The organism is Clostridia bacterium, assembly GCA_028698525.1.
Classification (GTDB): Bacteria; Bacillota; Clostridia; order JAQVDB01; family JAQVDB01; genus JAQVDB01.
Genome location: JAQVDB010000040.1, coordinates 1 through 20,397, shown reverse-complemented (window position 1 = coordinate 20,397; position 20,397 = coordinate 1). Strand labels below are relative to the sequence as shown.

General features: G+C 36.9%; 39 protein-coding genes. All 39 read left to right on the top strand.

Annotation, left to right across the window (positions count from 1 at the left end):
• A partial coding sequence (tuf, locus tag PHP06_07370; protein MDD3840381.1) for an elongation factor Tu occupies positions 1 to 127 on the top strand: 127 nt, incomplete at its 5' end.
• Positions 128 to 356: 229 nt separating this feature from the next.
• The gene (gene rpsJ / locus PHP06_07365) at positions 357 to 665 is read left to right on the top strand and encodes a 30S ribosomal protein S10 (GenBank protein ID MDD3840380.1); all 309 of its coding nucleotides are present in this window, start codon (positions 357 to 359) and stop codon (positions 663 to 665) included.
• 36 nt (positions 666 to 701) lie between these two features.
• On the top strand, positions 702 to 1,364 hold the full coding sequence (gene rplC / locus PHP06_07360) for a 50S ribosomal protein L3 (protein MDD3840379.1): 663 nt from the start codon (positions 702 to 704) through the stop codon (positions 1,362 to 1,364).
• A 23-nt stretch (positions 1,365 to 1,387) separates the two neighbouring features.
• Positions 1,388 to 2,011, top strand: coding sequence for a 50S ribosomal protein L4 (rplD, locus tag PHP06_07355; protein ID MDD3840378.1), 624 nt, complete (start codon positions 1,388 to 1,390; stop codon positions 2,009 to 2,011).
• Positions 2,011 to 2,304, top strand: a complete 294-nt coding sequence (rplW, locus tag PHP06_07350) for a 50S ribosomal protein L23 (protein ID MDD3840377.1) — start codon at positions 2,011 to 2,013, stop codon at positions 2,302 to 2,304. Before rplD ends, rplW begins: the two co-directional genes overlap by 1 nt.
• A gap of 26 nt (positions 2,305 to 2,330) precedes the next feature.
• Positions 2,331 to 3,155 carry a 50S ribosomal protein L2 gene (rplB, locus tag PHP06_07345; GenBank protein MDD3840376.1) on the top strand — a complete coding sequence of 275 codons (825 nt, stop codon included), beginning with the start codon at positions 2,331 to 2,333 and terminating at the stop codon, positions 3,153 to 3,155.
• Between the two features lie 47 nt (positions 3,156 to 3,202).
• On the top strand, positions 3,203 to 3,487 hold the full coding sequence (gene rpsS, locus PHP06_07340) for a 30S ribosomal protein S19 (protein MDD3840375.1): 285 nt from the start codon (positions 3,203 to 3,205) through the stop codon (positions 3,485 to 3,487).
• A 22-nt stretch (positions 3,488 to 3,509) separates the two neighbouring features.
• Positions 3,510 to 3,896, top strand: coding sequence for a 50S ribosomal protein L22 (gene rplV, locus PHP06_07335; protein MDD3840374.1), 387 nt, complete (start codon positions 3,510 to 3,512; stop codon positions 3,894 to 3,896).
• Between the two features lie 15 nt (positions 3,897 to 3,911).
• Entirely contained in the window at positions 3,912 to 4,580 is a 669-nt protein-coding gene (gene rpsC, locus PHP06_07330; GenBank protein MDD3840373.1) for a 30S ribosomal protein S3, read from the top strand.
• Entirely contained in the window at positions 4,580 to 5,023 is a 444-nt protein-coding gene (gene rplP, locus PHP06_07325; protein ID MDD3840372.1) for a 50S ribosomal protein L16, read from the top strand. The genes rpsC and rplP overlap by 1 nt, the downstream gene beginning before the upstream one ends.
• Positions 5,013 to 5,219, top strand: a complete 207-nt coding sequence (gene rpmC, locus PHP06_07320) for a 50S ribosomal protein L29 (GenBank protein ID MDD3840371.1) — start codon at positions 5,013 to 5,015, stop codon at positions 5,217 to 5,219. Before rplP ends, rpmC begins: the two co-directional genes overlap by 11 nt.
• A 33-nt stretch (positions 5,220 to 5,252) precedes the next feature.
• A complete protein-coding gene (gene rpsQ, locus PHP06_07315) occupies positions 5,253 to 5,510 on the top strand; it encodes a 30S ribosomal protein S17 (protein ID MDD3840370.1) in 258 nt (85 codons plus the stop codon).
• A gap of 30 nt (positions 5,511 to 5,540) precedes the next feature.
• A complete protein-coding gene (rplN, locus tag PHP06_07310; protein MDD3840369.1) occupies positions 5,541 to 5,909 on the top strand; it encodes a 50S ribosomal protein L14 in 369 nt (122 codons plus the stop codon).
• Between the two features lie 19 nt (positions 5,910 to 5,928).
• The gene (rplX, locus tag PHP06_07305) at positions 5,929 to 6,255 is read left to right on the top strand and encodes a 50S ribosomal protein L24 (protein ID MDD3840368.1); all 327 of its coding nucleotides are present in this window, start codon (positions 5,929 to 5,931) and stop codon (positions 6,253 to 6,255) included.
• Positions 6,256 to 6,281: 26 nt separating this feature from the next.
• Entirely contained in the window at positions 6,282 to 6,824 is a 543-nt protein-coding gene (rplE, locus tag PHP06_07300) for a 50S ribosomal protein L5 (GenBank protein MDD3840367.1), read from the top strand.
• A gap of 16 nt (positions 6,825 to 6,840) precedes the next feature.
• The gene (locus PHP06_07295) at positions 6,841 to 7,026 is read left to right on the top strand and encodes a type Z 30S ribosomal protein S14 (GenBank protein MDD3840366.1); all 186 of its coding nucleotides are present in this window, start codon (positions 6,841 to 6,843) and stop codon (positions 7,024 to 7,026) included.
• 27 nt (positions 7,027 to 7,053) lie between these two features.
• Positions 7,054 to 7,452 (top strand): 30S ribosomal protein S8, encoded by a 399-nt coding sequence (rpsH, locus tag PHP06_07290; GenBank protein MDD3840365.1) that lies wholly within the window; start codon positions 7,054 to 7,056, stop codon positions 7,450 to 7,452.
• 36 nt (positions 7,453 to 7,488) lie between these two features.
• The gene (gene rplF / locus PHP06_07285; protein ID MDD3840364.1) at positions 7,489 to 8,025 is read left to right on the top strand and encodes a 50S ribosomal protein L6; all 537 of its coding nucleotides are present in this window, start codon (positions 7,489 to 7,491) and stop codon (positions 8,023 to 8,025) included.
• Positions 8,026 to 8,044: 19 nt separating this feature from the next.
• Positions 8,045 to 8,413 (top strand): 50S ribosomal protein L18, encoded by a 369-nt coding sequence (gene rplR / locus PHP06_07280; GenBank protein ID MDD3840363.1) that lies wholly within the window; start codon positions 8,045 to 8,047, stop codon positions 8,411 to 8,413.
• 16 nt (positions 8,414 to 8,429) lie between these two features.
• On the top strand, positions 8,430 to 8,930 hold the full coding sequence (gene rpsE, locus PHP06_07275; protein MDD3840362.1) for a 30S ribosomal protein S5: 501 nt from the start codon (positions 8,430 to 8,432) through the stop codon (positions 8,928 to 8,930).
• A 12-nt stretch (positions 8,931 to 8,942) separates the two neighbouring features.
• Entirely contained in the window at positions 8,943 to 9,122 is a 180-nt protein-coding gene (gene rpmD, locus PHP06_07270; protein MDD3840361.1) for a 50S ribosomal protein L30, read from the top strand.
• Between the two features lie 17 nt (positions 9,123 to 9,139).
• The gene (gene rplO / locus PHP06_07265) at positions 9,140 to 9,574 is read left to right on the top strand and encodes a 50S ribosomal protein L15 (protein ID MDD3840360.1); all 435 of its coding nucleotides are present in this window, start codon (positions 9,140 to 9,142) and stop codon (positions 9,572 to 9,574) included.
• 4 nt (positions 9,575 to 9,578) lie between these two features.
• Positions 9,579 to 10,838, top strand: coding sequence for a preprotein translocase subunit SecY (gene secY / locus PHP06_07260; protein ID MDD3840359.1), 1,260 nt, complete (start codon positions 9,579 to 9,581; stop codon positions 10,836 to 10,838).
• Between the two features lie 16 nt (positions 10,839 to 10,854).
• Positions 10,855 to 11,505, top strand: a complete 651-nt coding sequence (locus tag PHP06_07255; GenBank protein MDD3840358.1) for an adenylate kinase — start codon at positions 10,855 to 10,857, stop codon at positions 11,503 to 11,505.
• Positions 11,492 to 12,238 carry a type I methionyl aminopeptidase gene (gene map / locus PHP06_07250; GenBank protein ID MDD3840357.1) on the top strand — a complete coding sequence of 249 codons (747 nt, stop codon included), beginning with the start codon at positions 11,492 to 11,494 and terminating at the stop codon, positions 12,236 to 12,238. The genes PHP06_07255 and map overlap by 14 nt, the downstream gene beginning before the upstream one ends.
• Positions 12,239 to 12,257: 19 nt before the next feature.
• Positions 12,258 to 12,524 (top strand): hypothetical protein, encoded by a 267-nt coding sequence (locus PHP06_07245; GenBank protein ID MDD3840356.1) that lies wholly within the window; start codon positions 12,258 to 12,260, stop codon positions 12,522 to 12,524.
• A gap of 5 nt (positions 12,525 to 12,529) precedes the next feature.
• Positions 12,530 to 12,748 carry a translation initiation factor IF-1 gene (gene infA, locus PHP06_07240; protein ID MDD3840355.1) on the top strand — a complete coding sequence of 73 codons (219 nt, stop codon included), beginning with the start codon at positions 12,530 to 12,532 and terminating at the stop codon, positions 12,746 to 12,748.
• A 14-nt stretch (positions 12,749 to 12,762) separates the two neighbouring features.
• Positions 12,763 to 12,876 (top strand): 50S ribosomal protein L36, encoded by a 114-nt coding sequence (gene rpmJ / locus PHP06_07235; GenBank protein MDD3840354.1) that lies wholly within the window; start codon positions 12,763 to 12,765, stop codon positions 12,874 to 12,876.
• A gap of 77 nt (positions 12,877 to 12,953) precedes the next feature.
• Positions 12,954 to 13,328 carry a 30S ribosomal protein S13 gene (gene rpsM, locus PHP06_07230; GenBank protein MDD3840353.1) on the top strand — a complete coding sequence of 125 codons (375 nt, stop codon included), beginning with the start codon at positions 12,954 to 12,956 and terminating at the stop codon, positions 13,326 to 13,328.
• Between the two features lie 14 nt (positions 13,329 to 13,342).
• Positions 13,343 to 13,738 carry a 30S ribosomal protein S11 gene (gene rpsK / locus PHP06_07225; GenBank protein MDD3840352.1) on the top strand — a complete coding sequence of 132 codons (396 nt, stop codon included), beginning with the start codon at positions 13,343 to 13,345 and terminating at the stop codon, positions 13,736 to 13,738.
• 29 nt (positions 13,739 to 13,767) lie between these two features.
• A complete protein-coding gene (gene rpsD / locus PHP06_07220) occupies positions 13,768 to 14,388 on the top strand; it encodes a 30S ribosomal protein S4 (protein MDD3840351.1) in 621 nt (206 codons plus the stop codon).
• Between the two features lie 76 nt (positions 14,389 to 14,464).
• The gene (locus PHP06_07215; protein ID MDD3840350.1) at positions 14,465 to 15,412 is read left to right on the top strand and encodes a DNA-directed RNA polymerase subunit alpha; all 948 of its coding nucleotides are present in this window, start codon (positions 14,465 to 14,467) and stop codon (positions 15,410 to 15,412) included.
• A gap of 15 nt (positions 15,413 to 15,427) precedes the next feature.
• The gene (rplQ, locus tag PHP06_07210; GenBank protein MDD3840349.1) at positions 15,428 to 15,922 is read left to right on the top strand and encodes a 50S ribosomal protein L17; all 495 of its coding nucleotides are present in this window, start codon (positions 15,428 to 15,430) and stop codon (positions 15,920 to 15,922) included.
• A gap of 274 nt (positions 15,923 to 16,196) precedes the next feature.
• Positions 16,197 to 17,027: an energy-coupling factor transporter ATPase gene (locus PHP06_07205; GenBank protein MDD3840348.1), complete on the top strand. Its 831-nt coding sequence runs from the start codon at positions 16,197 to 16,199 to the stop codon at positions 17,025 to 17,027.
• Positions 17,012 to 17,875: an energy-coupling factor transporter ATPase gene (locus tag PHP06_07200; GenBank protein ID MDD3840347.1), complete on the top strand. Its 864-nt coding sequence runs from the start codon at positions 17,012 to 17,014 to the stop codon at positions 17,873 to 17,875. Before PHP06_07205 ends, PHP06_07200 begins: the two co-directional genes overlap by 16 nt.
• Positions 17,868 to 18,668, top strand: a complete 801-nt coding sequence (locus tag PHP06_07195; GenBank protein ID MDD3840346.1) for an energy-coupling factor transporter transmembrane component T — start codon at positions 17,868 to 17,870, stop codon at positions 18,666 to 18,668. The genes PHP06_07200 and PHP06_07195 overlap by 8 nt, the downstream gene beginning before the upstream one ends.
• Positions 18,669 to 18,686: 18 nt before the next feature.
• The gene (gene truA, locus PHP06_07190; protein MDD3840345.1) at positions 18,687 to 19,421 is read left to right on the top strand and encodes a tRNA pseudouridine(38-40) synthase TruA; all 735 of its coding nucleotides are present in this window, start codon (positions 18,687 to 18,689) and stop codon (positions 19,419 to 19,421) included.
• A 121-nt stretch (positions 19,422 to 19,542) separates the two neighbouring features.
• A complete protein-coding gene (gene rplM / locus PHP06_07185; protein ID MDD3840344.1) occupies positions 19,543 to 19,971 on the top strand; it encodes a 50S ribosomal protein L13 in 429 nt (142 codons plus the stop codon).
• Positions 19,972 to 20,000: 29 nt separating this feature from the next.
• The gene (gene rpsI / locus PHP06_07180; GenBank protein ID MDD3840343.1) at positions 20,001 to 20,393 is read left to right on the top strand and encodes a 30S ribosomal protein S9; all 393 of its coding nucleotides are present in this window, start codon (positions 20,001 to 20,003) and stop codon (positions 20,391 to 20,393) included.
• The last annotated feature ends 4 nt before the right edge of the window (positions 20,394 to 20,397 follow it).

The window sequence follows — 20,397 nt, the reverse complement described above, 5'->3', positions numbered from 1 at the left end:
CGGGGATAATGTAAACATGACAATAGAACTTATAACCCCGATAGCTATAGAAAAAGGATTGAGATTTGCTATAAGAGAAGGCGGCAGAACCGTTGGTGCAGGCGTTGTTACTGAAATAATAGAATAATTTCGGATGGGGTTTTCCCCTTCCGAAAATAAGGTTTATTAGCTTTGTATTATTGACATGCGATGAAGTAAAAGGTTGCTGGTGGAGGCCAGGTAATTTTTATGGAGAATGTCCGCTTATAAAATCGGGCGACTGGAGTACTTGTACCCAACAAGTGGCAACGCCAGGGAGAGTGTACAAGGAAACATAGTCGTACGTAAAAAAACGTGCGATTCAAGGAGGTTAGAAAATGGCAAAGGAAAAGATAAGAATAAAGCTAAAGGCTTATGACCATAATGTTTTGGATCAATCTGCCGAAAAGATAGTGGAGACTGCAAAAAGGACCGGTGCAAATGTTTCGGGGCCTATACCCCTTCCAACAGAAAAGAATGTAGTTACAATATTAAGAGCACCGCACAAATATAAAGATGCTAGAGAGCAGTTTGAAATGAGAACACACAAAAGACTGATAGATATCTTAATGCCTACACCCAAAACGGTAGATTCTCTTATGAGATTGGATTTACCTGCAGGTGTAGATATAGAGATTAAACTGTAAATCAATAATAAGTACTCTGCCAGGGAGGTGGCAAGATTGAAAAAAGGAATTTTAGGAAAAAAAATAGGTATGACTCAGATTTTTGCAGATAATGCCGATGTTATACCTGTTACTGTTATAGAAGCAGGTCCATGTGTAGTCCTTCAAACAAAGACTACAGAAAAGGATGGATATGAAGCAGTAAAAGTCGGTTTTGAAGATAAAAAGTTAAAAACTAAAAATGAAGATGACAAGGAAAGTTATAATATTCCAAGACCTATAAAAGGCCAGTTCGACAAAGTAAAATTGCCATACAAGAAACATTTAATGGAACTTAAGTTTGAAGATTCCGATCAATATAAGGTTGGCGATGAAATAAAGGTTGAGATCTTCAAAGAAGGAGATAAAGTTGATATAACTGGTATATCAAAGGGAAAAGGATTCACTGGAGTTATTAAGAGGTGGAATCAGGGAAGAGGACCTACAACTCATGGTTCTAGATATCATAGAGGGCCTGGCTCGATGGGAGCAAGCTCTTCCCCTGCAAAAGTATTTAAAAACAAAAGATTATCCGGACATATGGGAAATGAAAGGGTAACAGTTCAGAATTTAGAGGTCGCTAAAGTTTATGCTGACAAGAATTTACTGTTGGTAAAAGGCGGAATTCCTGGACCAAAAGGAAGTTTAGTTGTAATAAAAGAATCAGTTAAAAGGTCTTAATTGTTTGGAAAGGAGGAACAATAATGCCAGTAGTCGATTTATATAATATGACAGCCCAAAAAGTAGGAGAAGTCGATTTAAACGATTCAATATTTGGCACAGAAATAAATGAGAAATTGATGCATCAAGTTGTAAAGATGCAGTTAGCAAATAAAAGACAAGGCACACATTCTACCAAGACAAGAGGCGAAGTGCGCGGTGGTGGTGCTAAACCTTGGAGACAAAAAGGTACTGGTAGGGCCAGACACGGAAGCATACGTTCTCCTATATGGGTAAAAGGCGGAATAACTTTTGGGCCTAAACCAAGGGATTATAGTTATGATATGCCCAAGAAAATGAAAAGGCAGGCATTAAAGAGCGCATTGAGTTCAAAAGTTATGAATAATAATTTTGTAGTTATAGATCAACTTGACTTTGAGCAACCCAAGACAAAAGAGATGAAGAAAGTGTTAGATAGTTTTAACATAGATAAAAAAGTTTTGTTGGTTATAGATAAGAGTCAAACAAATGTAATGCTTTCAAGCAGAAACATTCAAGGTGTTAAGATTGCTTATGTAAACACATTGAATGTATTGGATATATTATCTTATGATAAATTTATGGTTACAAAGTCGGTCGTTGACAAAATAGAGGAGGTGTATGCGTAATGCGAAGCCCTCATGATATCGTTATAAGACCGGTATTGACCGAGAAAAGCTATGACCAAATGGATGAAAAAAAGTATACCTTTATAGTTGATAAAAAGTGCAACAAGATCGAAATAAAGGAAGCTATTGAACAATTATTTGATGTGGAAGTTGAAAAGATAAACACCATTAATATGACAGGGAAATTTAAAAGGCTGGGTATCCACATGGGAAAAAGGCCTGATTATAAAAAAGCTATTGTAAAGTTAACGGAAGATAGCAAAGCTATAGAATTCTTTGAAGGAATGCAGTAAAAACAGTACGTTAGGAGGGAATGGATATGGGTATCAGAAAATATAAACCTACCTCTCCCGGGAAAAGATTCATGACGGTTTCTAATTTTGGCGATATTACAAAAAAGGAACCCGAAAAAAGTCTGGTTGTTAATTTAAACAAAACTGGTGGTAGGAACGTAAACGGAAAGATAACTGTAAGGCATATAGGTGGAGGAAACAAACGAAAATATAGGATCATCGATTTCAAAAGAGACAAAGATAATATACCGGCTAAGGTAGCATCTATTGAATATGATCCTAACAGGTCAGCGAATATAGCATTATTAAACTATGTTGATGGTGAAAAAAGATATATTATAGCGCCTAGCAATATCAAGGTAGGCGATATAGTAGAATCCGGAGAAAATGTTGATATAAAGCCGGGTAATTCTTTACCGTTAAAAAACATACCGGTAGGCACAACAATTCACAACATAGAGATGAAGGCCGGTAAAGGCGGACAGCTTGTTCGATCGGCAGGTGGATCTGCACAGTTGGTGGCTAAAGAAAACAATTATGCACAGATAAAATTGCCTTCCGGTGAAGTAAGAATGGTTAGACTAGAATGTAAGGCAACTGTCGGACAGGTAGGAAATATTGATCATGAGAACATCACAATAGGCAAAGCAGGTAAGATAAGGCATTTAGGCAGAAGACCTAAGGTACGTGGAGTTGTCATGAACGCTGCAGATCACCCACATGGTGGTGGCGAAGGGAAGGCTCCTATTGGAAGACCGAGTCCAGTTACACCTTGGGGCAAACCAACACTTGGATATAAGACTAGGAAGAAAAACAAGGCCTCTAATAAGTATATTATTAAAGGAAGATAAGGCTAGTATCAAATCAATCAAAACTAGGAAGGAGGCATTGATGATATATGGGTAGATCTTTAAAAAAAGGACCATATGCTGATGAAAAATTATTAAAAAAGATAAATGATATGAACAAAAATAAAGAAAAGAAAGTTATAAAGACTTGGTCGAGAAGATCGACAATATTTCCACAAATGGTGGGGCATACAATTGCAGTATATGACGGAAGAAAACACGTTCCTGTTTATATAACTGAGGATATGGTAGGGCATAAATTAGGAGAATTTGCTTCTACAAGAACATTTAGAGGACACGGGGCACATATTGAAAAGTCAACCGCATTAAAATAAGGGTGCAGGAAGGAGGAACATAATGGCTACCAGACAGAGAGAAAAAGCAAAGATGCGTAAGGAAACTGACGATAAAAGGCCTAGAGCCATTGCTAGATATGTAAGGATAGCTCCTAGAAAAGTGAAAATTGTTGTTGATTTATTGAGAGGCAAGACAGTAGATGATGCATTAGCAATCGTGAGGAATACTCCAAAAGCAGCATCCAGTGTGATGGAGAAGTTAATCAAATCGGCTGTTGCAAATGCTGAAAACAATCAGGGAATGGACGGCAGCAATTTATATATATCGGAAGTATTTGTTAATGAAGGACCTACATTGAAAAGATTTAGGCCAAGAGCGATGGGAAGAGCATCCAGGATAAGAAAAAGAACAAGTCATATAACGGTGATATTAGATGAATTATCGTAGTAAGGAGGTAAATGAATGGGTCAGAAAGTTAATCCGCATGGTTTAAGACTGGGAATAATAAAAGATTGGGATGCTAAATGGTATGCAGATGATAAGGATTTTGCTGATTATCTGTTAGAAGACAATAAAATAAGAAAGACTTTAAAGGAAAAATTATTTCATGCAGGTATATCCAAGATAGAGATAGAAAGAGCTGCTAATAGGGTTAAAGTTAATATATATACTGCTAAGCCTGGAATAGTTATAGGTAAAGGTGGATCCGGGATTGAGAAAATAAAGAAGGATCTCGATAAACTTACAGATAAGAAGATTTTAATAAACATAGTAGAGGTTAAATCACCCGAGACAGACGCACAACTTGTAGCAGAAAATATTGCTTTACAATTGGAAAAGAGAATTTCATTTAGAAGAGCGATGAAACAATCTATGTCAAGGGCATTGAGGGCAGGAGCAAAAGGAATAAAGACAATGTGCTCAGGTAGATTAGGTGGCGCAGAAATGGCTAGAACAGAAGGTTATAATGAAGGAACTATACCTCTACAAACTTTAAGGGCAGATATAGATTATGGATTTGCTGAAGCTAATACAACATATGGGAAGATTGGAGTTAAAGTATGGATTTATAAAGGAGAAGTACTTCCGAATGCTAAGAAAGACAAAAAAGCGGAGGGAGGGAACAAATAATGTTAATGCCCAAGAGAGTTAAGAGAAGAAAAGTGCAGAGAGGGAGAATGAAAGGCTCTGCTACAAAAGGTAATCAGATAACATATGGAGAATATGGTCTTCAAGCAATTGAACCTTCATGGATAAACAGCAATCAAATCGAGGCTGCTAGGGTTGCTATGACTAGATATGTAAAGAGGGGTGGAAAAGTCTGGATAAAGATATTTCCCCATAAGCCTGTTACTAAAAAACCAGCTGAAACAAGAATGGGTAAAGGTAAAGGTACTCCCGAATACTGGGTTGCAGTTGTAAAACCCGGTAGAATAATGTTTGAAATTGCAGGGGTATCTGAGGATTCGGCCCGGGAAGCATTAAGACTTGCATCACATAAGCTACCGCTAAGATGTAAAATCGTTAAGCGAGGAGAATTAGAAGGAGCAGGTGGTGAACAAAATGAAAGCTAGCAAATGGAGAGAGATGAGCAATCAAGAATTGCAGCAGAAAGTAGATGACTATAAGAGCGAACTGTTTAATCTGAGATTTCAACTAGCTACAGGCCAGCTGGAAAACCCTATGAGGATAAAGGAAGTAAAGAAAGATATTGCTAGAATAAAGACTATATTGAGAGAGAGAGAACTGAAAGAGGCCGCTGAAATATAAGCTATATTGCCAGGAAGGAGGGTTAATCCGTCTATGCAAGAGAGAGGAAGCAGAAAGGTACGTATCGGTAGAGTAGTAAGTGATAAAATGGATAAAACAATTGTTGTTGCCATTGAAACAAGGGGTAAGCACAAATTATATAAAAAGACTTTGAAGATCACCAAAAAATTGAAGGCTCATGATGAACAAAATCAATGCCGTGAAGGTGATATTGTAAAAGTTATGGAAACAAGGCCATTGAGCAAGGATAAAAGATGGAGACTAGTCGAGATAATAGAAAAAGCGAAATGATTTATATACTGGCTGAAAGGAGGGTTTTATGTGATACAGGTAGAATCCAGGCTAAAGGTAGCTGATAATTCAGGTGCCAAAGAACTGTTGTGTATAAAAGTCCTTGGCGGATCAGGCAGGAAATATGCAAACATAGGAGATCAGATAGTTGCCAGCGTCAAGCATGCAACGCCAGGTGGTGTTGTTAAAAAAGGTGAAGTTATTAAAGCAGTGATTGTAAGGACAAAAAAAGGTGTACGAAGGACAGACGGTTCATATATAAAGTTTGATGATAATGCGGCGGTTATTATAGACAACCAAAAACAACCCAAGGGAACCAGAATTTTTGGTCCGGTTGCTAGAGAATTGAGAGAAAAGGAATATATGAAAATTATATCCTTAGCACCTGAAGTGTTATGATGGGAGGTGGCAATTAGTTATGGCTAATAAGTTGCACTTAAAAACAGGCGATACAGTGATGATAATATCGGGTAAGGATAAGGGGAAGACAGGCAAGGTATTGCGTGCATTGCCTAAAGAAGGCAAGATATTGGTAGAAGGTGTGAATATGATATCCAAGCATCAAAAACCCAGTGCAAAAATGCAAGAAGGCGGTATTATACACAAAGAGGCACCCATATATAGCTCAAAGGCTATGTTGGTTTGTTCAAACTGTAAAAAGCCAACAAGAAGAGCTTATAGTATATTGGAGGACGGAACAAAAGTAAGGATATGTAAAAAATGTGGCGAGACCTTTAATAACTAGATGCGAGGGAAGGAGGTATAAAGCATATGCCGAGATTGAAAGATAAATACTTCAATGAAATTGTACCAGCAATGATGAAGAAATTTGATTACAAAAATATTATGCAGGTACCCAAAGTAGAAAAAATAGTTATAAACATGAGAGTGGGAGAAGCAAAAGAGAACAAGAAGTTGCTAGACTCTGCTGTTAATGATCTTACAATAATATCGGGTCAGAAGCCCGTAGTTACTAAGGCAAAGAAATCAGTATCAAATTTTAAAATTAGACAAGGTATGCCAATAGGGACTAAGGTTACCCTCAGGAAAGATAGAATGTATGAATTTATGGATAAACTATTAAATATCGTACTTCCAAGAGTGAGGGATTTCAGAGGGGTATCCAGAAATTCGTTTGATGGTAGAGGAAATTATTCTTTAGGTATAAAAGAGCAGCTTATATTTCCAGAAATAAATTATGATGATATAGATAAGGTAAGAGGTATGGATATAGTATTTGTTACTACTGCAGAAACAGACGAAGAATCCAGGGAACTTTTGGAAATGATGGGAATGCCCTTTAAAAAAAGATAATTGAGGAGGGAAAAATGTGGCTAAAAAGGCTTTAATAGAAAAGCAGCGAAAAAAGCAGAAATATAGCACAAGAGAGTATAACAGATGCCGTATTTGCGGAAGGCCTCACGCCTATTTAAGGAAATTTGGAATCTGTCGTATATGTTTTAGAGAATTAGCTTATAAGGGAGAGATCCCTGGCCTAAGAAAATCCAGTTGGTAGATGTAAATAATGGAAGGAGGTAAAAATATGGCTGTTATAGATCCAATTGCTGATATGCTAACCCGTATAAGAAATGCTATAGTTGCGAAACATGAAGTTATAAACATTCCGGCCTCCAATGAGAAGAGGACTATAGGTCAGATATTATTAGATGAAGGATATATCAAAGGCCTTGAAAATATAGATGATAACAAACAAGGTATACTAAAAATTACTTTAAAGTATGGAAGAGATAATCAAAAAATCATATCAGGACTAAAAAGGATAAGCAAGCCTGGTTTAAGGGTATATGTAAAAAAAGATGAGCTTCCTAAAGTTTTAGGAGGTTTGGGTATAGCAATCATATCAACATCCAAAGGTATAATGACCGACAAAGAAGCAAGAAAGCTTGGTTTGGGTGGAGAAGTTCTTTGCTATATCTGGTAGTAAATACAGCAACAGATTGTACTGGGAGGTGTAATTATGTCAAGAATAGGGAATCTACCTATTGATTTACCTGATAAGGTCCAAGCGTCAATAGATAAAAATATCATCACAATAAAGGGGCCTAAAGGTGAAATAAGACAGGAATTCCATAGAGATATGCAGATTGATATAGATGACAAACAAATAGTTATAAAAAGACCTGCCGAGGACAAGATGCATAAGGCGATTCACGGTTTGACAAGGTCATTGATAAACAATATGGTTTTAGGCGTCACAAACGGCTTCGAACGAGTTCTTGAAATAAATGGTGTCGGGTATAGGGCACAAAAACAGGGCAAAAAATTGGTTTTGAACGTTGGCTATTCACATCCTGTGGAGTTTGAAGAAACGGATGAAATTCAATTTGATGTTCCACAAAACAATAAGATTATTGTAAAAGGAATAGATAAGCAAAAAGTCGGAGCGGTTGCTGCTACAATAAGAGGAGTGAGACCACCTGAACCTTACAAAGGTAAAGGAATTAAATATCAAGAAGAAAGAATAAGGAGAAAAGAAGGTAAAGCAGCTAAGTAGCAGAAAGGAGTGAGTTGGATTGATTAAGAAGATACACAGAAATAAGGACAGAAAAATAAGACATGCGAGAAACAGGAAAAAAATAAGCGGGACTTCTGAAAGACCAAGATTTAATGTCTTTAAGAGCCTAAATCATGTGTATGCACAGATAATAAATGATGAAACTGGTGAGACTTTAGTATCTGCATCCACCCTCGAAACGGAAATCAAACAGAAGGCAAATTCTAACTGCAATATAGAGGCGGCCAAAATGGTGGGAAGTAGAATTGCTGAGAAAGCTTTAGAAAAGGGAATAAATAAAGTAGTATTCGATAGAGGCGGATATATTTATCATGGAAAAGTAAAGGCATTAGCTGATGCAGCTAGAGAGAAAGGTCTAGATTTTTAGAAGAGGAGGTAAATTAATGGAGCAGAATAAATCTAGCGCTTTGGAATTAAAAGAGAAGCTTGTGGATATAAGACGTGTAGCAAAGGTGGTAAAAGGCGGAAGAAACTTTAGATTTAGTGCACTTGTCGTGGTAGGCGACGAAAAAGGACACGTCGGTGCAGGAATGGGCAAAGCAGCCGAAATTCCGGATGCTATTAAAAAAGGTGTAGAGGAAGCTAAGAAAAATCTTATAAGTGTTCCTATAGTAAATACTACAATACCCCATGAGGTAATAGGCGAATCCGGTAGTGGCAGAGTTTTATTAAAACCGGCGGAAGAAGGAACGGGAGTAATTGCCGGAGGACCTGTAAGGGCTGTACTCGAACTTGCCGGAATAGGCGATGTAGGTACTAAATCACTTGGTTCTAACAACCCGTTTAATATGGTAAGTGCCGCTATTGAAGGTCTCTCAAGGCTTAAAACTGTGGAAGAAGTCGCTAAAATGAGAGGCAAAACGGTAGAAGAGATTATTGGATAGGGGGAACTTATAGTGGCAAAATTGAGAATCACATTAAAACGTAGCACAATAGGTTGTATAGAAAAACAAATTAAAACTGTGGAAGCATTAGGACTTAAAAAAATCGGATCGGTAGTTGAACATGAAGATACACCACAGATAAGAGGCATGATTGAAAAAGTTAGTCATCTCGTGGAATTCAAAGAAGTTTAGAGAAGGAGGTGCTTCAATTGAAATTACATGAACTTGGGAGCAGTGACAAAAAGAAGCGCAAGAGAGTCGGGAGAGGTTCTGGTTCAGGATATGGAACCACTGCAGGAAGAGGTATGAATGGACAGAACTCAAGAAGTGGCGGAGGCGTAAGACCAGGTTTTGAAGGTGGTCAGATGCCATTAGCCAGACGATTGCCTAAACGAGGATTTGTAAATATATTTTCAAAGAAGTATTCTGTAGTAAACATAAAAGACCTTGAGAAATTTGAAGATAATACAACCATTACCCCTGAGTTGTTGCTCCAGAAGGGTTTAATAAAAAGAGTAAATGACGGTGTAAAGATACTTGGTGAAGGTGAATTGACCAAAAAACTGAATGTATCAGCTCATAAATTCAGTAAGACGGCCATAGAAAAGATAGAGTCGGCTGGAGGAAAGGCAGAGGTGATATAATACAATGTTATCTACCGTTAAAAATGCCTTAAAAATACCTGATTTAAAGAAGAAAATTATATTTACTCTTATGATGTTGTTAATATTCAGGATTGGTTCGTATATACCTGTTCCAGGAATTGATGCTAATTTTATAAGGAATATAATTGAACAGGGCGGAGGAATACTTGGTTTTTTTGATATAGTATCTGGTGGTGCTTTTAGTAACTTCACTATTTTTGCAATGAGTATTACCCCGTATATTAATGCATCAATCATCATGCAGCTTTTGACGGTAGCTATACCTAAACTGGAGCAGTTGGCTAAAGAAGGGGAAGAAGGAAGGAAAAAGCTAGCAAAGTATACAAGATACCTTACAGTTGTATTAGCTTTTGTCCAGTCTATAGGAATAACCTATAGCCTCAGAGGTGGAATGTTGGAAAAGTCGGTTTTAAATTATCTGCTAGTAGCTCTTACTTTAACTGCAGGTACTGCTTTCTTGATGTGGTTAGGAGAGCAAATAAATGATAAGGGAATAGGAAATGGAATTTCAATATTGATTTTTACCGGTATTGTAGCTAGAATACCTGTTTCCACTTTACGATTAGTTGAGTATATCAGAATAGGCACACTTAATCTGTGGCAGATAGCTTTATTTATTGTGGGGGCAGTAGTAATAATTGCCTTAGTAATATATATAAGCGAGGGGCAGAGAAGGATACCTGTTCAATATGCAAAAAGGGTAGTGGGAAGGAAAATGTACGGCGGCCAGAGTACTCATATACCATTAAAGGTAAACCAATCTGGAGTATTACCAATCATTTTTGCTATGTCAATAACGGCTCTTCCTCAAACTATAGCTAATTTTTGGAGGGAAACAGCGTTTTCAGAGTGGTTTAATAAATATTTGGGTTATCAAAGTCCATGGTATGCTGTTATATACGCTTTATTGATTATATTTTTCACATATTTTTATACTCAAATACAGTTTAATCCTATTGAGATTGCAAAAAATATGAAACAGTATGGCGGTTTTATACCAGGGATCAGACCTGGGAAACCAACATCACAATATTTGTTTAGAATATCCAACAGGATAACATTGGCAGGAGCAATATTTTTGGCATTGATAGCTATTTTACCCATATTTGTATCTAACGTATTGAAACTTCCGCTCCATTTTGGAGGGACAGCATTATTGATATTGGTAGGTGTTGCATTAGATACAATGAAGCAGATAGAATCACAGATGATTATGAGACATTATAAGGGATTTTTGAAATAAATTTGGAGTTGGTTTTATGAAACTGGTTTTATTAGGTCCGCCAGGTGCCGGGAAAGGTACCCAAGCCAAAAAACTTGAAAGAGAATTAAAAATTAAACACATATCTACCGGTGATATCTTTAGAGATGCAATGGGGCAAAACACAAGATTAGGAGCAAAGGCAAAGGAATACATTAATAAAGGATTGCTAGTTCCTGATGATATTGTGGTTGCCATAGTCCAAGAAAGACTGAACCAAACTGATTGCAGCCAAGGATTTATATTGGATGGATTTCCTAGAACGGTAAAGCAAGCAGATGCGCTTTCCAAGATCACTACAATTGATTATGTAGTAAACATTGAGGTGCCTGAACAAGAGCTGGTAGAGAGGATTACTGGGAGACGAGTATGTGCAAGGTGTGGCGCAGCATTCCATATAGATTTTAATCCCCCATTAAAAGCAGGTGTATGCGATATTTGTAATAGCAGATTGTATCAGAGAGAAGACGATAATATTAAAACAGTTAAAAAAAGATTACAAGTCTATGCAAATCAGACGGCGCCGCTTATTGAGTATTACCAAGATGAGGGAATATTATTAAATATTGATGGTAAGTCAGGAATAGACTCTGTGTTTAAAGAACTGGTCCAATTTTTAGGGGGAAAACAATCAAATGATTATAATTAAATCGAGCAATGAAATTGAGTTGATGAGAAAAGCGGGTAAAGTGGTTGCTGAAACATTTGAAATACTCAAGGAAAAAATAAGACCAGGAATTACTACTGGTGAATTGGACAGAGTTGCAGAAGAGTATATATTGAAATGTGGTGCTATACCGGCATTTAAAGGTTATGGTGGTTTTCCTGCAGCTATATGCACATCCGTAAATGATCAGGTTGTACATGGCATTCCTGGCCAAAGAATATTGAATGATGGTGATATAATAAGCATAGATATCGGGGCTATCATAGAAGGTTATTATGGAGATGCTGCAAGAACTTATGCTGTTGGGAACGTAGATAAAATAGCATTAAAATTGATAGAAGTCACCAAACAGTCGTTTTATGAGGGAATAAAGTATGCTGCACCTGACAACAGGCTAAGCGACATTTCCCACTCTATTCAGAGATATGTCGAAAGCAATGGATTCTCGGTAGTTAGGGATTATGTAGGTCATGGTATAGGGCAAAAGATGCACGAAGATCCACAGATACCCAATTTCGGGAAACCTAACAGAGGTCCTAGGTTAAGGCCTGGGATGGCACTAGCAATAGAGCCTATGGTTAACGTAGGCCATTATAATGTTAATGTGCTTGATGACGATTGGACTGTAGTAACGAGGGACGGCAGTTTATCTGCACATTATGAAAATACTATTATCATCACTTCAAGTGAACCATTGATAATGACAAAAATATAACAGGGTGGTATCATATAGAGTGAAAAATGATAAAATAAAGATTGGTCAATTGGTGTTATCGAAGGCTGGAAGGGATAAAGGCAGATACTTTTTAATATGGGATATAGTGGATCAGGATTATGTAAAGATTGTAGATGGGGATTTGAGGAAGATCAAAAAACCCAAAAAGAAGAAAATAAAACACTTGGTTATATGCAATAAGAATGTGGTTATTGATAGGGATATTAACGACTATTATATACAAAGCAAAATTAAGGAGATATCAGGTACTGATAAGGAGGGCTGATGTGTTTGTCCAAGAAGGATGTAATTGAAGTTGAAGGGAAAGTTGTAGAAGCCTTGCCCAACGCTATGTTTCATGTAGAACTTGATAATGGTCATAAAATATTAGCTCATATATCGGGTAAGCTCAGAATGCATTATATAAAAATTTTACCTGGGGATAAAGTGACAGTAGAACTATCACCATATGATTTAACACGTGGAAGAATAACTTGGCGAGGTAAGTAAAAGGAGGTAATGGCATGAAGGTAAAACCGTCAGTAAAGCCAATATGTGAAAAATGTAAGATAATAAGAAGAAAAGGTAAAGTAATGGTAATCTGTGAAAATCCCAAGCATAAGCAGAAACAAGGATGATTAAAATATATATAATATGTAAATAATTAGTTAATAGTGATGAATAAAACAAAACCTAATAGGAGGTGTAGCTTTTAATGGCAAGAATTGCTGGAGTCGATTTGCCCAGAGAAAAAAGGGTGGAAATTGGATTGACATATATATATGGCATCGGCAGAAGAAGAGCAAATGCAATACTGGCCGCTACTAGAGTAAATCCGGATACACGCATAAAGGATTTAACTGATAGCGAAATCAATAAACTGAGGGAATATATAGATAAAAACTATAAAGTTGAAGGTGACTTGAGGAGAGAAGTTTCTTTAAATGTAAAGAGACTTGTTGAAATAGGCTCCTATAGAGGGATAAGGCATAGAAAAGGTTTGCCTGTAAGAGGTCAGAGCACTAAACAGAATGCCAGGACTAGAAAAGGCCCTAGAAAAACTGTTGGCGCCAAAAGGGAAAATGCATAAAGGAGGGACGCTTGATGGCTAGGAATACAAGAAAAGTTAGAACCAGAAGAAGAGAAAAGAAGAATATTGAACGAGGGGCTGCACATATCCGTTCTACCTTCAATAATACCATTGTTACTATAAGCGATGAGGCAGGCAACGCTCTTTCATGGGCTAGCGCAGGTGGATTGGGATTTAGAGGTTCCAGAAAAAGCACTCCTTTTGCAGCTCAAATGGCCGCTGAAACTGCAGCAAAGGGTGCTATGGAGCATGGTTTAAAGACGGTAAAAGTATATGTAAAAGGACCTGGTGGTGGAAGAGAAGCAGCTATAAGAGCATTACAGGCAGCGGGTTTGGAAGTAAGTCTCATAAAAGACGTAACACCAATACCGCATAATGGCTGTAGACCGCCTAAGAGAAGAAGAGTTTAAATATCAGTGTTCAGGAGGTGTGAAAACTAATGGCAAAATATACAGGACCATCATGCAGATTATGTCGTAGAGAAGGTACAAAGCTATTTCTAAAGGGTGATAGATGTTATACAGATAAATGTGCTATATCTAGGAGATCTACTAACCCTGGGCAACATGGGCAGGGGCGAAAAAAAATCTCTGAGTATGGAAATCAATTGAGAGAAAAACAAAAGGCTAAAAGAACATATGGTATAATGGAAAAACAATTTAGAAGGTATTACCGGATAGCTGAAAGAACAAAAGGTGTTACTGGAGAAAATTTGCTTCAGATTTTGGAAAGAAGATTGGATAATGTTATTTTCAGAATGGGATTTGGAGGATCCAGATCTCAAGCAAGACAGATTGTTCTTCACGGACATATATATGTAAATGGAAGAAAGGTAAATATACCTTCTTATTCGGTAGAAGTGGGCGATGTTATATCTATTAAGGAAAGAAGCAAGAGTTCTGCATTATTTAAAGAAAATATAGAACAGAAAAGTGCAGTTCCCGAATGGCTGAAAGTGGATACAGAAAAAATGGAAGGTCAGGTAATTGCATTACCAACCAGAGAAGATATCGACTTGCCCATAGAGGATAGGTTAATTGTTGAGCTTTATTCCAAATAACATTTAATAGAATCAGTTTTACCCTCGCAGAAAAGTATACTTGTTAGAAGAGAGATTTAAAGGAGGGTTATAATAGATGATAGAGATAGAAAAACCAAAGATAGAAATAATTGAAACCAATGAGGACAACACCTACGGAAAATTTGTTGTAGAGCCTTTAGAGAGAGGATATGGTATAACACTAGGGAATTCTTTAAGAAGAATACTGTTATCCTCTCTTCCTGGTGTAGCTGTCACAACAATTCGTATAGATGGTGTGCTTCACGAATTTTCTACAATACCTGGCGTTGTTGAAGATGTAGTTGATATAATATTAAATTTAAAAAATTTATCTGCAAAATTGTATGTGGACGAACCGAAAGTAGTTACTATTGACTATCAAGGTGCTGGAGATGTTAAGGCAGCGGATATAATTGCGGACAGCGATGTTGAAATATTAAATCCAGACTTGCATATCGCCACGTTAAATGAAGACGGAAAATTATATATGGAGATAACCCTTGAAAAAGGGAGAGGCTATGTAACAGCGGATAGAAACAAAACATCAGGTCAGCCTATAGGCATAATTCCTGTTGATTCGATATTTACCCCTGTAAGAAAAGTTACTTTTAATGTTGAAAATACGAGGGTCGGTCAAGTAACCGATTATGATAAGCTTACATTAGAAGTATGGACAAATGGGAGTATAAAGCCTGATGAAGCTACCAGTCTGGGAGCAAAGATATTAAATGAGCATTTGAATCTATTCATTTCTTTAACTGAACATGTAAATGATGTAGAAATAATGGTGGAAAAAGAAGAAGATAAGAAAGAAAAAGTTTTGGAAATGACAATAGAAGAATTAGACTTATCGGTACGCTCTTACAATTGTTTGAAACGCGCAGGTATTAATACTGTCGAGGAATTAACTCAAAAGACTGAAGAAGACATGATGAAGGTAAGAAATCTTGGTAAAAAATCGCTAGAAGAAGTACAATCTAAACTTGCTGAACTTGATTTATGTTTAAAAAAATCAGAAGAATGACAGAGGAGGGATATAATGGCTCCATATAGAAAACTGGGAAGACCTTCCGATCAGAGAAAAGCAATATTGAGGAATTTAGTTACTTCGTTAATTGTTAACGGAAAGGTTGAAACAACTGAAGCTAGAGCAAAAGAGGTTAGGAGTATAGCTGAAAAGCTGATTACTATAGCTAAAAAAGAATACGAGAATACAATAACTGTAGAAAAAAAGGTCAACAATGAGAAAGGCCAAACAGTTACTGTAGAGGTTAAGAATGATGCCCCATCAAAGCTGAAAGCAAGAAGACAGATCATGGCATATTTATATGATGTACCGGAAAAGAGAGAAAAGGATGAGACAAAGTCCGAATATAAAGAAAGAACCAAAGATGTAAAGTATCCTGTTGTTGAAAAACTTTTTAATGAAATTGCTCCCAAATATGTGGACAGACAGGGAGGATATTCAAGGATATTGAAGATGGGACCTAGAAGAGGAGACGGTGCAGAGAAAGTAATCATCCAATTAGTATAATAATAATGGATTAAGTTAGTGGCATATGCTTAGCTTAATCCTATTTTTTTGTTATTATGTTTGAATAAATATCGTAGAAACAAGAGCTGTATCGGGGACAAAATGTTTTATTCTAACTTTACAGTTTGAAAGCATTGTGGTATATATATATTAGTTTAGTAGCAGTATACATAACATACAGGTCCCTGCTTGATGTATTATGAGAGCGATACCTGTAGACGCTACTAAATATATTGCATAAAACAAATTTACAAATGATGGTGAGTGACCAAGGGTGGATAAAATTATTATTACTAATGATGTGGTCTATAAATATGATAACGACCAGAAAAATGCTCTAGACAATGTAAATATCCAAGTAGAAAAAGGAGAATTCGTTGTGATACTGGGCCATAACGGTTCAGGCAAATCCACACTTGCTAAGCATTTTAATGTTCTCCTTAAACCAACGAGTGGAACAGTGGTAGTTAAGGGGATGCGCACAGATCAATCGGAGAACATATGGGATATAAGACAGTCAGCAGGAATGATATTTCAGAATCCGGACAATCAATTGGTTGCCACCTTGGTGGAAGAGGATGTAGCTTTTGGACCGGAGAATTTAGGTATTCCCCCTGAAGAGATAAGACAAAGGGTTAATAGTTCACTTGAAGCGGTTAATATGGAAAAGTTTAAAACATATAGTCCCCATATGTTATCAGGGGGACAGAAACAGAGAATAGCGATAGCGGGGATTTTAGCGATGAAACCTGAATGTATCATTTTAGATGAAGCGACAGCTATGCTTGATCCTGAAGGAAGAAAAGAAGTTATGACAACTATAAAAAAATTAAACCAAAAAGATGGAATAACTATAATTCATATAACTCATTACATGGAAGAGGCGGTAAACGCTGATAGAGTGATTGTGATGGAAGATGGTAGAAATATAATGGAGGGGACTCCTAAACAGATTTTTTCAAGGGTAGAACAACTGAAAAGTGTAGGCCTGGATGTGCCACAGGTAACCCAGCTGGGATATGAACTCAAAAAAGAAGGACTGGATTTTAGGGAAGGGATACTAACGGTAGAAGAAATGGTGGAAGAAATATGTCGATTATTATGAAGAATGTAAGCTATGTATATTCAGAGGATACGCCTTTTGAGTATACTGCTTTGAAAAATATAGACTTAGAAATAGAAGACGGATTGTTTGTAGGGTTAATAGGGCATACAGGTTCAGGTAAATCTACCTTGATACAGCATTTTAACGGACTGCTCAAGCCTACTGGAGGCCAAATAATTGTAAATGGTATAAATTTGAATGACAAAAATATAGATATAAAACTGATAAGGCAGAAAGTTGGGATTGTTTTTCAATACCCTGAATATCAGCTATTTGAGGAAACAGTATTTAAAGACGTGGCTTTTGGTCCTTCCAATCTCGGGCTCAAGGAAGAAGAGATACATCAAAGGGTAAAAACTGCTATAGAATTAACAGGGTTAGATTATCAAGAGATAAAGGATAAATCGCCATTTGAGTTGAGTGGAGGACAAAAGAGAAGAGTGGCTATTGCAGGTGTATTGGCTATGGATCCGGATATATTAATACTGGACGAACCTACTGCGGGATTGGATCCACGCGGGAAAAGAGAAATATTAGGTAAGATAAAATATCTTCACAATAAATATGAAAAGACTGTAATATTGGTATCACATAGCATGGAAGATATTGCAATGCTGGTGGATAGAATAATTGTTATGAATAAAGGGAGCATCATTTGCTACGATACTCCGAGAAATGTTTTTAAACAAGCACAACTGCTTGAGTCGATAGGCCTTGATATACCTCAAATAACCAAACTTATGACAATCATCAGAGAAAAGGGAATTGACATACGTGATGATATTTACACTGTAGAACAGGCTAAAGCTGAAATACTCAAGATAGTGAGGAGCAGAAGAGATGCTTAAGGACATAACAGTTGGACAATATTTTCCTGTGGATTCTCCCATACATAGGATGGATCCTAGGGTAAAGTTAGTGCTGACTTTTGCATTTATAGTATTGATTTTTCTTGTGAACAAATTTATTGCATACGCATTTATTTTAGCATATATATTATTTGCTATTAAAATTTCCAAGGTGCCTTTGTCATATACTCTTAAAGGACTAAAGCCTCTTGTCTTTATAATAGTGTTGACGGTTTTATTGAATATATTCTTTACACCAGGCAGCGAAGCACTTTTTTCAATAGGAAGTTTGACGATTTATAAACAGGGAGTAATTCAAGCAGCATTTATGGGATTGAGACTTATTTTTCTAGTGATAGGCACTACACTACTAACACTGACAACTTCACCCATATCCCTTACTGACGGAATAGAGTATCTACTGACACCTTTGAAGGTATTCAAGTTTCCTACCCATGAACTAGCAATGATGATGACTATCGCTTTAAGGTTTATTCCTACTCTACTAGAAGAGACAGATAAGATAATGAAGGCCCAGATGGCTAGGGGAGCGGATTTTGAGACTGGAAATATAATAAAAAGGGCCAAAAGCTTGATTCCCTTACTGGTCCCTCTTTTCATCAGTGCTTTTAGAAGAGCTGATGAGCTTGCAGATGCAATGGAAGCACGTTGTTATAGGGGAGGACAGAACCGTACCCGGATGAAGGTTTTGAAGACCACCTCAACGGATTATAAAGCAATAGGTTTTACTGCAGTTATATTCATTTTAGTTATCTATGTAGGCTATATATAGATCAGGGAAGGGCGTAGTATGAGAAACCTTAAAATTACAATTCAATATGATGGGACAAGGTATTCAGGATGGCAAAGGCAGAAAAATGCCCTTGCTGTACAACAAGTTTTAGAGGATTGTATAAGCGAAGTTACTGGCGAGAATATAAAAGTAATAGGTTCAGGACGTACTGATAGTGGTGTACATGCACTGGCTCAAGTAGCCAATTTTAGAACAGATAGTTCTATTCCTGAAGACAGAATGCCTCTAGCCTTGAACAGTTATCTACCGGAAGATATAAGAATAATCCGATGTGAACAAGTAGATGAAAATTTTCATGCTAGATTTTCTGCTAAAGCAAAGACATATCTATACACGATAATCAACGATGAATATGGCAACGTGTTATGGAGGAATTACATGTGGCATATAAGGCAGAGATTAGATGTAAGAAAGATGAAACAAGCGGCAGCACATTTGATCGGAACTAAGGATTTTTCTTCTTTTAGGTCTTCCGGCAGCAGTACAAAGACATCGGTGCGGACTATAAATGATATATCTATTGACTGCGAGGATAGTCTTATAAAAGTGTGGATAACTGCAGACGGTTTTTTATATAATATGGTCAGGATAATAGTAGGTACACTCGTGGAGTTTGGGATGGGATTATACCAGCCTGATTATATGAAAACAATACTGGATACATGCGATAGAAACACAGCAGGTAAAACTGCGCCTCCACATGGTTTATGTCTTGTTAAAATATATTATTAACTATTGACACACCTGGTAGCATGTATTAAAATAAACGAGAGTGTAGTTTACAGAATCAATAGCCCCGGATTTTCATATAAATAAATGACACTAATATGTTGAATGGATTGGAGGGAAAACGGTGAAAACATACATGGCAAAAGCAGAAGAAGTAGAGAGAAAATGGTATCTGGTGGATGCTGAAGGTAAGACATTAGGTAGATTAGCCAGTGAAATAGCCAAAATACTTAAAGGTAAAAACAAGCCTGTATATACTCCTCATGTTGATACAGGGGATTTTGTAATAGTAGTCAATGCTGATAAAGTAGTTTTGACAGGTAAGAAATTGTCTCAGAAAAAATATAGGCGACATTCCATGTATCCAGGAGGTTTGAAGGAAATAAGCTATGATGAGCTTTTAGATAAAAAACCAGAAGAAGCTGTAATGCGAGCAGTAAAAGGAATGTTACCTCACAATAGTTTAGGTAGAAAAATGTTGAAAAAGCTAAAGGTGTATAGAGGGCCTGAACATGAGCATCAAGCACAAAAACCAGAGGTTATAGAGTTATAGTCCAACTATAGGAGAAAGGAGGAATAGAGTTGGCAACAGTACAATATTATGGTACAGGCAGGAGAAAAAAATCAGTTGCAAGGGTTAGATTGGTACCAGGACAAGGCAAAATAGTTGTTAATGGAAGAGATATAGACGATTATTTTGATTATGATACTTTAAAAGTGCTAGTAAAACAACCGTTGGTGCTTACTGAAATGATAGATAGATTTGATGTTTTGGTAAACGTTAAAGGTGGAGGATATACCGGTCAAGCCGGAGCAATCAGACATGGTATAGCAAGAGCGCTGCTTAAGGCTGATGAAGAATTAAGACCGGCACTTAAAAAAGCGGGTTATTTGACTAGAGACCCGAGAATGAAAGAAAGAAAGAAATATGGATTAAAAGGCGCAAGAAGAGCACCACAATTCTCAAAGAGATAGAAGT

Coding starts and splice junctions, on each gene's coding strand:
- rpsJ (MDD3840380.1), top strand. CDS start 357: ATGGCAAAGGAAAAGATAAGAATAAAGCTAAAGGCTTATGACCATAAT.
- rplD (MDD3840378.1), top strand. CDS start 1,388: ATGCCAGTAGTCGATTTATATAATATGACAGCCCAAAAAGTAGGAGAA.
- rplW (MDD3840377.1), top strand. CDS start 2,011: ATGCGAAGCCCTCATGATATCGTTATAAGACCGGTATTGACCGAGAAA.
- rplB (MDD3840376.1), top strand. CDS start 2,331: ATGGGTATCAGAAAATATAAACCTACCTCTCCCGGGAAAAGATTCATG.
- rpsS (MDD3840375.1), top strand. CDS start 3,203: ATGGGTAGATCTTTAAAAAAAGGACCATATGCTGATGAAAAATTATTA.
- rplV (MDD3840374.1), top strand. CDS start 3,510: ATGGCTACCAGACAGAGAGAAAAAGCAAAGATGCGTAAGGAAACTGAC.
- rpsC (MDD3840373.1), top strand. CDS start 3,912: ATGGGTCAGAAAGTTAATCCGCATGGTTTAAGACTGGGAATAATAAAA.
- rplP (MDD3840372.1), top strand. CDS start 4,580: ATGTTAATGCCCAAGAGAGTTAAGAGAAGAAAAGTGCAGAGAGGGAGA.
- rpmC (MDD3840371.1), top strand. CDS start 5,013: ATGAAAGCTAGCAAATGGAGAGAGATGAGCAATCAAGAATTGCAGCAG.
- rpsQ (MDD3840370.1), top strand. CDS start 5,253: ATGCAAGAGAGAGGAAGCAGAAAGGTACGTATCGGTAGAGTAGTAAGT.
- rplX (MDD3840368.1), top strand. CDS start 5,929: ATGGCTAATAAGTTGCACTTAAAAACAGGCGATACAGTGATGATAATA.
- rplE (MDD3840367.1), top strand. CDS start 6,282: ATGCCGAGATTGAAAGATAAATACTTCAATGAAATTGTACCAGCAATG.
- rpsH (MDD3840365.1), top strand. CDS start 7,054: ATGGCTGTTATAGATCCAATTGCTGATATGCTAACCCGTATAAGAAAT.
- rplF (MDD3840364.1), top strand. CDS start 7,489: ATGTCAAGAATAGGGAATCTACCTATTGATTTACCTGATAAGGTCCAA.
- rpsE (MDD3840362.1), top strand. CDS start 8,430: ATGGAGCAGAATAAATCTAGCGCTTTGGAATTAAAAGAGAAGCTTGTG.
- secY (MDD3840359.1), top strand. CDS start 9,579: ATGTTATCTACCGTTAAAAATGCCTTAAAAATACCTGATTTAAAGAAG.
- PHP06_07255 (MDD3840358.1), top strand. CDS start 10,855: ATGAAACTGGTTTTATTAGGTCCGCCAGGTGCCGGGAAAGGTACCCAA.
- map (MDD3840357.1), top strand. CDS start 11,492: ATGATTATAATTAAATCGAGCAATGAAATTGAGTTGATGAGAAAAGCG.
- rpmJ (MDD3840354.1), top strand. CDS start 12,763: ATGAAGGTAAAACCGTCAGTAAAGCCAATATGTGAAAAATGTAAGATA.
- rpsM (MDD3840353.1), top strand. CDS start 12,954: ATGGCAAGAATTGCTGGAGTCGATTTGCCCAGAGAAAAAAGGGTGGAA.
- rpsK (MDD3840352.1), top strand. CDS start 13,343: ATGGCTAGGAATACAAGAAAAGTTAGAACCAGAAGAAGAGAAAAGAAG.
- rpsD (MDD3840351.1), top strand. CDS start 13,768: ATGGCAAAATATACAGGACCATCATGCAGATTATGTCGTAGAGAAGGT.
- PHP06_07215 (MDD3840350.1), top strand. CDS start 14,465: ATGATAGAGATAGAAAAACCAAAGATAGAAATAATTGAAACCAATGAG.
- rplQ (MDD3840349.1), top strand. CDS start 15,428: ATGGCTCCATATAGAAAACTGGGAAGACCTTCCGATCAGAGAAAAGCA.
- PHP06_07200 (MDD3840347.1), top strand. CDS start 17,012: ATGTCGATTATTATGAAGAATGTAAGCTATGTATATTCAGAGGATACG.
- PHP06_07195 (MDD3840346.1), top strand. CDS start 17,868: ATGCTTAAGGACATAACAGTTGGACAATATTTTCCTGTGGATTCTCCC.
- truA (MDD3840345.1), top strand. CDS start 18,687: ATGAGAAACCTTAAAATTACAATTCAATATGATGGGACAAGGTATTCA.